We start from the raw sequence: 10,939 nt of genomic DNA, 5'->3' as shown, positions 1-10,939 counted from the left end.
CAGGTTCTGGCCGTCCGGGCCGATCAGCCGAACTTCACTAACCCGTATTTCCTCGTTGACACGGAACTCGGATGCGCTGATCTTCCAACTCCTCTCGGACTCGGACATGGCGGGGCCGCTCAGAAGGGCGTGAGCGGCCCGAGATTGAGGAGAATGATACCACGGTCGGCGGGGGAGCGTCAAACCGGACAGCCGCCAGAGCTCGGCTGGGGGATGGGGAGCGGTCGGCTGAGCAGGCCGGCCGCACGCCAAGATCTGGGGCCGCGGCGGGCGGGACCCGGATATGAGGGGTCGGAAAGCAGGACTTGGACCTTGCCCAGTGGGTACGTGGGAAGCCGGTGCGGGTGTGGCTGCAGGCGATCTGCGCCTCCCCTTCACGTCTTCTACATGGCCGATGGCTAGCCTGATCGCAGACCGGAGCGGCGAATCGCTGCGCCTGGAGGAATCGAGGTGAGAAACATGGTGAAGCGATGGGTGTTTGCTGGTGCGATTGTTGGCGTGCTGTCGCTGATGGGCTATGGAGTGTACGAGGCCTTCAGCGGCTCGGGCGCGGAAGCCTACGCGGCTGGAGATCGCGGGCGTTGGACGACAGAATCCGATGGTCCGGTGGGCGGCGAGGGAGCGGGCCAGGGACGAGGGCGTGCACCGCTGGCGGAAGCGCCGCACACCGGCCGGTCCGGCGGGGGCCGAGGCAGCGGTTCCACCGGGCCCCAGGCTGCCCCCCTGGCGGAAACCGATCATGTGTGGACCGAAGCCGTCGGCAGCGTGGTCTCGCTGGATGACAGCCAGCTGGTGCTGCAGCGCCCGGATGGCTCGCTGCTGACGGCGGGCCTCGGCCAGTCGGGCTACTGGGCGAGCCTCGGGATCGTCCTGCAGCCGGGTGACGAGGTGCAGCTCACAGGTTTTGCCGAAGACGGCGATTTCGAGGTTCAGAGTCTGACGCTGCCGGCCACCGGACAGACGGTGGTGCTGCGGGACGAGACCGGCCGACCGCTGTGGGCGGGGGGCGGGCGCTGGGCTGCGCCGGCTGTCCGCGACTCTGGCTCAGCCTTGTAGGGCGAGGTGCGGGATGTCACTCAGGCCGAAATGGAATTTGCTGCTGAACAGTGTGATCGCCCTTGGGTTCCTGGTGACGGCGTTGACCGGGTTGGTCTTCTTCTTCGGGCTCGCCGGCGCGGGCTATCAAGGTGGACGGGTGGCCTCGCAGTCCTGGCTACTAACGCGGGATGCCTGGCGCAGCCTGCATGACTGGTTCGGGATGGCGATGATCGCCGGCGTCAGCGTTCACCTGATCGTGCACTGGAAGTGGATCGTGGTGACAGTGAAGCGCAATGTGCTCGGTGCATCCAGCGCCGGGCGTGAAGTGAGTGCCCGACAGGCCCGCTGATCGTGAAGGACCGATCTTCCTCGGGTTGAGATCGGCTGCCGGCGGGCGGTGGGATCACTCCACCGCCCGCCGGCGCGTGGTTCCCCCAGCCTGGACTGCACCGGTCTGCGCCTGCGCACGTGCAGGCAGAAATGCGGGTTGGGTGGATGCGGGGCTGCCGCCGGGAGTCCCTTCCCAGGGTGGCGGCGCGGGGGAGGGCACGGTGCCGGCTTTCCTCCGGCTGGCCAGCAGCGGCGTGCCGGGGTCTACGCCGGCCGGCGGCAGCGCGCCGGGTGGTCCCCAGTAGCCGGAGTTGCCCCGGATCCAGGTGTCGAGGGTGGGGCGATCGACGCCGACAGGGGCGAACAGGCTCTCGACGGCCCGCAGCAACAACTCGGCGTAGGCTGGGCGGTCGTAGGGCAGCGGGCCTTCGACGAGCTCCCACGCCCGGGCTTTCTCGGGCCCGGGCACCAGGATCAAGCGGACGGTGGCCCCCGGGCTGAGTTCGATGCCGGCCTGAACCAGCTCGCCCGCTGCCTGGGAGGTGATAGTGTGCGTGACGTACTCCACCGGCGGCCGCGACAGGCGCTGGGTGATCACCAGATCGGACAGCGGCACCTCGCCGGCCAGCAACCGGTGCAGCTTGTGGCGGGCGTGATCGACCGCCGCCGGCAGGGCCCGGCGGAAGCCGGCGGCGTCAGCGCCCTGAGCCAGGATCTCCAGGATCTCCAACTGGGTCTGCTTGATGAAAGGCGGCGTGTCGTGGCGGCGGGCCTCGATGCCGCGGATCTTCAGGCTGCCGTCTTGGAAAGCGCCGAAGTAGCGGTTGGCCACCGTGATCCGCGGCTCAGTGCGCGATGGCAGAAAGGCCAGCCAGCGGTAGATGCCCTCCAGCCCAATGTGCAGTCCGGTCTGGGCCTGGATCTCCTGGAGCAGGCCCTGATAGTCGGGCGGGCGGCGGACGCCGGGTTTGTGGATCCACAGGCCGTCGACGTACAGGTGCAGCACGCGGAAGCCGCGGGCCTCGACCATCTCCTTGGCCTGCAGCAGAACTTCGCGGCCGTAGGCGGTGACGGCCTCATGGGCCTCGATGCGTCCGAAACGCGCGTTCTTGTAGCCGAGGTAGCCGAAACAGGTGACCAGCAGCCACTTGTGGGCCGAGTAGCGCCGGCGGTAGGTCTCGCGCCGCGGGTCGTCCTCGGGAAGCTGGCGGACGAGCGCCTTGTAGTGGGCGCGCTTCTCGAGCAGCGGCGCCAGGGTCTCGGGGACCAGCCCCTGGCGGTGGGTGCAGACCGGCGTGCCCAACTCCGGCACGGGGCGGCCGTCGCAGCAGGCGGCGCCGACGGTTTCTGGCGACAGGTTGAAGCGCACCATGATGCTGGGATACATGGCGGAGAAATCGAGTTCGGCGACGTGCTCGTGCAGGCCGGGGATCGGCAGATAGACCAGACCGCCCTTGTCGGCCACCAGCAGGTCGTTGCCGGACTTGAGCGACTCGGGCTGGCGTTTCTGCCAGGGGACGAGCACGCCCCGGCGCTGGGCGGTGGCGATCTGCATGGCGCTGATGCCGGTGCCGGTCGAGACGCGGGCGACGGTCTGCACCGGCAGGCCGGTCAGGCGGGCGATCTCCAACGTCCCGTCCAGGCCGTAGTCGTCGGCCAGGAAGGCGTTCTGGCGGTCGACGTGCCAGCGCCCGAACAGCAGATGCTGCTCGTCGCGGAAGACCACCCGGCCGTAGGAGAAGTAGGAGCGGGCTGCCTTATGAGCGACGCGCTGGGCCGGATCGCGGTTGAGGGGCAGCGGGATGCGGTAGTGCGCCGCCAGCTGGAGCAGGCGCGGCAGGATGTATGAGTCGCCGTAGGCCGTGACCAGCAGATCCGGATCGTGCTGCTCGAGCAGATGCTGCAGGCCGAGCAGCAGCGCCCGGCTGTCGCTGCGCTTGAAGGTGAACAGGCGGTCATCGACGTCGACCAGCAGATCGCCGCGGTGGCCGCGGGCGGGGTCGCGCAGTTCGCCGGACAGGCGCAGCGCCATCACCCGCAGCGGCGGCAGGCGGTACTCGACATCCCAGGGTGTGTCGAGGGCCTCGATGCGGCGCAGGCGGCCGTGGTCATGCTCGGCGGCGCAGTAGGCCAGCGGGAACAGACTGCGGGCCAGGACGTAGCGCTGCGGCAGGCTGATGTCGGCGTCGTAGTACGTCAGGTTCGGAAAGGCATCGGCCGCCTGCCGGAAGAGCAGGGGCAGCTGGCCCGGGTTGCGCACCGAAACGGCCAACACTTCGACTTCCTGATCGAGGAACAAGTCGCGTCGTTCCGTGCGCCGCAGCTCGACCGGGGCGCGGCGGGCGCGCAGGTGTTGACACAGGGCGCGCAGACCGGCCTGGGGACCGCGCACGTAAAAGACCGGGGCAAACGTATCGGAAAGGGCGTGGATCCGGCCCTCGGCGTCGATCAGCCACAGGCACATGCCGTCGCCGGAAGGGTAGACGTCGAAAAGCCAGCCGAACAGGGTAGACACCATGCGCTCCTGGTAAGGGTGCTGGTTTTCGGGGCGGAGGGAGCGGCGATCGCTCCGGGGCCGCCCTGTACCTGGAAAGGAAAGCGATCCACGCTCACCCGGAACGGAGGCGGGGAGAGCCGCGTTCCCAGCCTGCGCCTCGAGCGGCGGGGCGGACAGGCGAGGGATGAACCCCCCGTCGGCGCTTACGAGATCCTTGTCTCTTCCGAGGAGGCGCTTCCAGCCGCCTCGGTCCCCGAGGCGGGCGGCAGCGACGGGCTGAGGCTGGAGCCCTCCAATTGTTCCAGCCGGCGTCGGAGATCGATCACCTGCTTATGTTCTTCGACCAGCATCGCCAGCAGCATGGTCTCAAAGGGCAGCAGGTGGGAGGCGTAGGCGGCGGCGGCCAGGTGGTGGCGCGAAGCCGCCAGCAGGTCATCCAGGGCGAGCTGGTCCTCGCGGCGCAGGGCGCGGCGGAAACGCAGCAGCGACTGCTGCTCCTGGAGGAAGGCCTGGGTGATCGAGGGGAGGGTGCGGCCCATCAGAACAGCCTCGGCTGCAGCGGCGGCTCGGCCTGCGGGGCGCGCAGCATCCAGGCGGCGTCGGCGGCGGCCTGCAGGTGGTCGAGCAGCGCCCAGCGTTCCTTCACCAGGGACTGCGGCTCGCGGGCGCCGACGATCACCGGCCCGGCGGCGGCCAGGCGCTTGAGATGACCGAGGGTGGTCATCAACAGACGTTCGGAGTCCTGTAGCGAGACGCTCTCGTCATAAAATGTGGCCAGCAGGTCGAGGGCGAACAGGGGCTGCGGATCGGCGGCGGCGTTCTCGATCAGCTCGGCGAGTTGAAAGCAGGTGAAGGCGCGCGACAGGCGGATACGCTGCAGCACGGCCTGCGGCGCCGGGGTGAGCTGGCGGGCAAGCCGGGCGACGAAGTAGCCGTCGAAGCGGTTGCCGCCGTCGAAGACGCGCACCGCCTGGCCGCGCGCCGCCAGGGTGGTCAACACGGCCAGCAGCGTGCGGGTGGGCGTGTGCGCCCCCCAGAACAGCGACAGGCGCGGCTGAAGCAGCGTCTCCAGCAGCGCCGGATCGGCGGCCGGGAGTGGTAGGTCGGAGGCGGCGAGTGGCAGGCGTTGTTGGGATAGCATGGTAGATGGCTCCATGGTGAACGAGATAGAACAGACGTTCTATTTCTACGCCACTTGGTGGACAACGACAATCCCGCCAAGGGTGGAACCAAACAGGGGAAAGGTCCTTCCCCTGCGCGGGGGAGAGGCGGCCACGATGGCCGGGAACGGCAACCTCAGGAAGAGCGTCGATGCCTCTTGGGACTGCAGCCAAGCGTAGAATCAGTCGCGGCAGCCCAGGGCCAGCATGCGTTACAGTCCAGGCGCCGCCCCAGCCGGGCCGCAGGGGCGGGCAAAGGAGGTTGGGATGAGAAAGGACCTGCGCTGCCTGCTGACGGTAGGCCTGGCCGGCGCGGCCGTCAGTCTTGCCTGTGCTCTGCCGGCTGGCTTGGTGCCACAACCGGCAGTTGGCAACACGGCGGGGACCGCAGCCGCCCACACGGTCGAGTCGGTTATGACCGAAATCGCAGCCGCCGCGACCGGGCCGATCCCTTTGCCTCCCATTTCGACGGAAGGACCAAGCCTGACACCTCCCAATCCATCGGCCGCCACCACGCCGGTGCCGACGCTGTCGCCCACGGTGGCCCCGACGACGATCCCCTGCAATCGGGCAACCCTCGTCAGCGACGTCACCGTCCCCGACGGCTCGGAGTTCAGGCCGGGGGCCGATTTCACCAAGACCTGGCGCTTGAGGAACAATGGCTCGTGCACCTGGACGCGTGACTACGATCTGCTGTTTGACTCAGGAGATCGGATGTCGGGAGCCAAGAGTCAACCGCTGTTGGGGGAGGTCAGACCCGGCGAGACGGTCGACATCTCTGTGGACCTGGAAGCGCCCGAAGGCAAAGGGGAATACCGCGGATATTGGAAACTGCAGTCGCTCGGGGGACAGCTGTTTGGAATCGGAGACCAGGGGACGAAGCCCTTCTGGGTAGGCATCCGCGTCTCCCTGCCCGACAAAGTGGTCTACAGCCTGGTGGAGAACTACTGCGATGCGGATTGGTCCACTGCCTCAGGTGACCTGCCGTGCCCCGGCGAGGCCGGGTCGCCCGATGGCTTTGTCCTGCGAGTGGAGGAAGCCGTGATGGAGGGTGGGCGCAGAGAGAATGAACCCGGGCTATGGACGAATCCGCCGGCGATCGAAGACGGCCGCATCCGAGGGGAGTTCCCGGCCTTCAAGGTGGAACAGGGCGACGCCTTCCGGGCGGTCATCAGTTGTCTGGATGATTCTGAGCAGTGCAGTATGAAGATGAAGCTGGAGTATCGGATCGGCGACGGCTCGGTGAAGACGCTGGATGAGTGGAATGAGGAGTACGACGACGAGTTCCGCTCGGTCGATACCGACCTGTCGGATCTGGCAGGCAAGAAGGTCAAGTTCATCCTGACTGTGCAGACGCGGGGAGACTTCGAAGATGACACGGCCTTCTGGTTGATGCCGCGCATCATGCGCTGATCCGGCCCGGCGGGGTGACCCTCCACCTGCGGGCTGTCAGGAGTGAACCGGCTGCGCTGGCGCAGCCGGTTCCGGTTCCTTCGTTAGTTGGGAGTGCCGGGCCCGAGACGGCCTCCGGCCAGCCTCATCCTTTGCTGCGCGCCTGAACAAAGACCCCGGCGACCAGAAGCACGAGGAAAACGAGGCCGGTGATCGGCTGGCCGACGCCGAGGACTTCCTGGATCCCGCCCCCGACGGCGGAAGCGCCCATCATCGCCGTCAGCAGGATCAGGCCCCAGTCGAACACGAACACCATCAGCAGGAGTCCGATGACGCCGCCGATGAGGGCTTCGAGCAGGAAGCCGAGGTTCAGCCCGAACAAACCGAACAGCGCCGGCAGGATGAAGGCCCCGGCGGCGAACCCGATGAAGTAGGCGACGATCTTGACGAACTTAATCGCCAGCCAGCCGAACACGAAGGCCAGGACCAGGCCGATGATCACCGCCAGCCAGCCTCCGCCGAATACGTTCTCGATGATTCCCCAGGCAAACAAGAATCCGACCAGGCCGGCTACCAGCCAGAAGAAGCGCTTGCCGGCGAACAGCAGGATCAAGCCCGCTACGAGTCCAAGCAGTGCGTTGATCATGTGAGCTGCCTCCTACGAGGGGGTCTCCCGAGAGGATACCCTCGCCAGTTACAACCCCGCCGATCGCCTGGCGTCACTAGGCAGCGCCGCCAGCGGGCCGGAGTTCCGCCAGGCGCGGATGGGTGGCGTACGCGCCGTGGTAGCGCTCGGGCAGGAGGGCGGCGATGCGGCACATGACCTCGTCGGCCTGGTCGCGGGTGGACCCGGCCCGACGGGCCGGGTCTAGCGGCGGAAGACGGAAGGGTTCACCAAAGCGCAGAACGGCATGCTTGCGCCGCAAGCGGAGCAAGGCCGGCAGAGCATCCTCGGTATTGATGCAGGCGGCTGGCAGGATCGGCACGTCGGCCTGGTGGGCAAGATAGACGATGCCGGCCTTGCCGCGGTTGAGCTGATGCGTGCGGCTGCGCGTGCCCTCGGGCGCCATGCCGAACACCTTGCCGGCCTTGAGCCAAGCGACGGCTGCCTCCAGCGCCTCCCGATCAACCTCGCCTCGCTGGATGAAGATGCCGTTGGCTGCCCGCATGAACGGGCCCAGGATCAGGTGCCGCTCCCATTTCTCGGCCACCCAGGCGGCGAGGTGTTCGCCGCCGGCCTCGGTGTAGATCAACGGCGCATCGAGCATGCCCAGGTGATTAACGGCCAGGATGTAGGGGCCGGTGGCGGGGATATGCTGGCGTCCCTCGACGGAGTGCGTGCAGAACAGCCGAGTGAAGGACGTGGCCAGCAATCGGACGACTTCTGTTCGGGCCAGGTCAACCTCCAGTGGAGCGGGAATCCAATTGTAGGCCCGAGGGGCGGGTGCTACAATCCGCGCCGCTATCGAGGGAGGGGCCATGCTTTCGATCCAGGCTGTTGATGTGCGCGACAAGACGCTCGTCAAGCGCTTCCTGCACTTGCCCTTCCATCTCTACGCCGATTCCCCGCTGTGGGTGCCTCCGATCCTGATGGACGCCTCGACCCAGCTGAATCCCGACAAGCATCCCTTTTACGAGCATTCGGAGGCGGAGTTCTTCCTGGCGACCCGGGACGGCCGGGACGTCGGGCGAATTGCCCTGCTGGAAAACCGTCCGTACAACCGCTATCACGGCAAGCTCCAGGCGCAGTTCTATCTGTTCGAGTGCGTGAACGAGCTTGAAATCGCATCAGCACTGTTTGAGCGAGTCTTCGAAGCGGCCCGCCGGCGAGGACTGACGCAGGTTGTCGGCCCGAAGGGCTTCGGCGCCCTGGACGGCTACGGGATGCTGGTGGACGGCTTCGAGTTCCGGCCGGCGATGACGATGATGAACTACAACCCTCCCAGCTACCCCGCCTTCGCCGAGCGACTCGGTTTTCGCAAGGAGGTTGACTTCGTCTCATGCTACCTGAGCGCCGAGAAATTCCGTTTGCCCGAACGTGTCCACCGCGTGGCGGAACGGGCGGCAGCTCGAAGCGGGCTGCGGGTGCTGCGCTTCACCCGCAAGAGAGAGCTGATGGCCATGGCCCCGAAGATCGGCCAGGCCTACAACCGGACCTTTGTCAACAATTGGGAGTACTACCCGCTCAGTGATCGCGAGATCAAGTTCCTGACGGACAACATGCTGGGCTTCGCCAACCCGCGCCTGATCAAGGTCATCCTGCACGAGGACGAAATTATCGGATTCCTGTTCGCCTTCCCGGACGTCTCGGCCGCCATCCAGCGCAGCAAGGGCCGGTTGCTGCCCTTTGGCATTGTCGATCTGCAGCTGGAGGCACGCCGCACCCGCTGGGTGGCCCTCAACGGCGCCGGCGTCCTGCCTGAGTTCCAGGGCCGGGGCGGCAACGCCCTGCTGTATTCGGAGCTGGAGAAGACCATCCACGAGCACAAGTTCCTGCATGCCGATCTGACCCAGGTGGCCGAATCCGCCGTTCAGATGCGTCGCGATCTAGAGAACGTGGGCGGCGTGGCTTACAAGAACCACCGGGTATTCATTCGCGAGCTCTGAGGCAAAGCGGCCTGGTCTCGGCGGGAGCCGGCGCGGCTGGGCAGCCATGCCCGCTCAACCCGGCTTCTAGCCTGCCGTGGGAGCGCCAGCTGGCCTGGGACCGAATCGTGCGGGTGAGGTCAGAGTCGCGCTCCAGGCTTGGCGGATTCCGGGCCGTGACGGCGAGTTGGATTCAGGCCTTGCCTGCCTGGCGGGTGAGCGTCCTAGGCCTCAGGTGGGCGGGACCGGGCGCCCTCCGGCTGGTGGCGGCGGAACCAATCGCAGGCGAAATCGACACACTCGGGCTGAGAGAACAGGCGGGCGGTAGCCGATCCAACCGGGCCGAGGCGCACCCGGCCGGCGGCCTCCAGCGCCTGTCCAATCTTGGGGAAGCCGTCGGTCGAGTAGTCGATCTCGGAGATCGAAACCAGCTCCCTGCCCTGCCCGCCCAGGATGGGCACCTTCTGGCTGAGCCGGCGGCGGATGCGCGGCGCACGGTGCTCGGCGAGATGGAACGAGGTGTTGCTGTCGAAGCCCACACCGAGCAGCAGCACATGTCCGTTGAGCTCAAAGATGCGAGCCAGCGGAGAGGCCTCCCCCAACCCGTCATCCAATGCGTGGTCGGCGATGACCTCTTGGGCGTGCGCGCCCCAGGCGCAGAACGAGTCGAGCGGGTGCTGACTGCGGAGCACGCTGGGCCAGGTGCGAAAACTCCCGGCGATCAGGCCCATGCCGCGCGTCGGTGCCGTGGCCGGGTCATAGGCCGGCATCGTGGCGTGGATCACCTCGATCCATGATCGGGGAACCGGAGGGTTCTCCCAGTAGGTTGGGTCGGAGTAGCCGCTAAAGGCCGGCATCACCAGCGTCCCCTGCGATGTGAGCACGTCCATCAGCGCCTGGATGGCCGCCACCGGTCCGCCGCTCACCCAGCCCAGGGAGGTCAGCGAGGAATGGACCAGCACGGTCATTCCGGGCTGCAGCCCCAGGGCGCGCAGGTCGGCCGCCAGGCCGGGGCGGGTGCGGGGTTCAGGGGTGGATTGGATGAGCAGTTCTTCGCGCATGCGGTCGACGCCCTGGCCGAGAAGTGAGGCGCCAAGTATCCCACAGGCAGGCGGTTCCCAGCGGATTCCGGGACCCGGGAGGGGGATGAGTCTCCCGCCCGGGCAGCGGGAGCTCTCGCCGCGGGCGGCGGGACCGCCGGGCGGATCACCCTCACCACGCCCAGGGCGGGCGCGGTTCCCAGGAAAGGTGCCGCTAGGTAGATCGGCTAGTGAGACCCGGTCCCAGCCAGCCGGGCTGGGGCGAGCGGGCGGGGTTCGTCGAGGCGCCCGTGACCGGACCGGGGAACATGGCAGCCATGGCGACCGTGGCCCCGATGGCCACGCCCGCCAGCAGGCCCCGCTCCTGGAACCCGATGACGAGGTGCAGGACCACCGACATTGGCAGTCCGGCCAGCAGCACTTCGAAGGCATAGGCCGGTACGTCGGCGATCGCGGGAACCGTGGCGCCCAGCGTCGGATGCTGCGGAAACGACCAGGCCAGGAAGGCGCTGGCCGCCAGCGCACCCGACGTCTGAGCGGCAAGGTAGGGAGCAAGCCAACACCGCGGAAGGCGCCCAGCCAGGACGAAGGCCGCAGTGACCGCCAGGTTGAGATGGGCGCCGGAGACGTTGCCGAAGGCATAGATCATCGCCAGCACCGCCATTACGAAGGTCAGGGCGATCCCGACATGGGTGATCACGCCGCCACAAAGAAGGCTGACGATGATCGCCACGGTGCCGAAGAGCGCCAGGGCGAACGTACCGAGCAACTCCGCAAAGAACCTTCCCATGGGCATCCAACCTATCAGGGCGAGCGATAGGCTCAAGTCTTGAATTGGGACAACTGACCGTGAAGGCAGTCCGAGCCTGCCAGCGGTCAGCTCGAGGGATCGAGTG

General features: G+C 67.3%; 11 protein-coding genes. 4 read left to right on the top strand and 7 right to left on the bottom strand.

The window, feature by feature from the left end; all coding sequences use genetic code 11:
- Window positions 1-450: 450 nt before the first annotated feature.
- Both MUO23_06530 and MUO23_06525 read left to right on the top strand, forming a co-directional pair.
- A complete protein-coding gene (locus MUO23_06530) occupies window positions 451-1,056 on the top strand; it encodes a hypothetical protein (GenBank protein MCJ7512612.1) in 606 nt (201 codons plus the stop codon).
- Between the two features lie 13 nt (window positions 1,057-1,069).
- On the top strand, window positions 1,070-1,387 hold the full coding sequence (locus MUO23_06525; protein ID MCJ7512611.1) for a DUF4405 domain-containing protein: 318 nt from the start codon (window positions 1,070-1,072) through the stop codon (window positions 1,385-1,387).
- A gap of 54 nt (window positions 1,388-1,441) precedes the next feature.
- Here the strand turns inward: MUO23_06525 and MUO23_06520 are convergent, their stop codons facing one another.
- From MUO23_06520 to MUO23_06510, 3 genes are all read right to left on the bottom strand, one after another.
- The gene (locus MUO23_06520; GenBank protein MCJ7512610.1) at window positions 1,442-3,886 is read right to left on the bottom strand and encodes a hypothetical protein; all 2,445 of its coding nucleotides are present in this window, start codon (window positions 3,884-3,886) and stop codon (window positions 1,442-1,444) included.
- 182 nt (window positions 3,887-4,068) lie between these two features.
- Window positions 4,069-4,404, bottom strand: coding sequence for a hypothetical protein (locus MUO23_06515; protein ID MCJ7512609.1), 336 nt, complete (start codon window positions 4,402-4,404; stop codon window positions 4,069-4,071).
- On the bottom strand, window positions 4,404-5,006 hold the full coding sequence (locus MUO23_06510; GenBank protein MCJ7512608.1) for a hypothetical protein: 603 nt from the start codon (window positions 5,004-5,006) through the stop codon (window positions 4,404-4,406). Before MUO23_06510 ends, MUO23_06515 begins: the two co-directional genes overlap by 1 nt.
- Window positions 5,007-5,292: 286 nt before the next feature.
- Here MUO23_06510 and MUO23_06505 point away from each other — a divergent pair, with 286 nt between their 5' ends.
- Complete coding sequence (locus tag MUO23_06505) at window positions 5,293-6,438, top strand: NBR1-Ig-like domain-containing protein (protein ID MCJ7512607.1); 1,146 nt, start codon at window positions 5,293-5,295, stop codon at window positions 6,436-6,438.
- 124 nt (window positions 6,439-6,562) lie between these two features.
- On the opposite strand, the gene MUO23_06500 is transcribed toward MUO23_06505, so the two are convergent.
- Window positions 6,563-7,063 carry a hypothetical protein gene (locus tag MUO23_06500; GenBank protein ID MCJ7512606.1) on the bottom strand — a complete coding sequence of 167 codons (501 nt, stop codon included), beginning with the start codon at window positions 7,061-7,063 and terminating at the stop codon, window positions 6,563-6,565.
- 76 nt (window positions 7,064-7,139) lie between these two features.
- A complete protein-coding gene (locus tag MUO23_06495; protein ID MCJ7512605.1) occupies window positions 7,140-7,790 on the bottom strand; it encodes a 1-acyl-sn-glycerol-3-phosphate acyltransferase in 651 nt (216 codons plus the stop codon).
- Window positions 7,791-7,896: 106 nt separating this feature from the next.
- Between MUO23_06495 and MUO23_06490 the strand changes: the two genes are divergently transcribed.
- Entirely contained in the window at window positions 7,897-9,024 is a 1,128-nt protein-coding gene (locus MUO23_06490) for a hypothetical protein (GenBank protein ID MCJ7512604.1), read from the top strand.
- A gap of 203 nt (window positions 9,025-9,227) precedes the next feature.
- On the opposite strand, the gene MUO23_06485 is transcribed toward MUO23_06490, so the two are convergent.
- Together MUO23_06485 and MUO23_06480 are read right to left on the bottom strand one after the other, a co-directional pair.
- Window positions 9,228-10,064: an AAC(3) family N-acetyltransferase gene (locus MUO23_06485; GenBank protein ID MCJ7512603.1), complete on the bottom strand. Its 837-nt coding sequence runs from the start codon at window positions 10,062-10,064 to the stop codon at window positions 9,228-9,230.
- Between the two features lie 193 nt (window positions 10,065-10,257).
- Window positions 10,258-10,833, bottom strand: a complete 576-nt coding sequence (locus MUO23_06480) for an aquaporin (GenBank protein MCJ7512602.1) — start codon at window positions 10,831-10,833, stop codon at window positions 10,258-10,260.
- Window positions 10,834-10,939 lie beyond the last annotated feature (106 nt).

It is taken from the genome of Anaerolineales bacterium (genome assembly GCA_022866145.1).
Classification (GTDB): Bacteria; Chloroflexota; Anaerolineae; order Anaerolineales; family E44-bin32; genus PFL42.
This window is presented reverse-complemented; position numbering and strand designations above follow the sequence as displayed.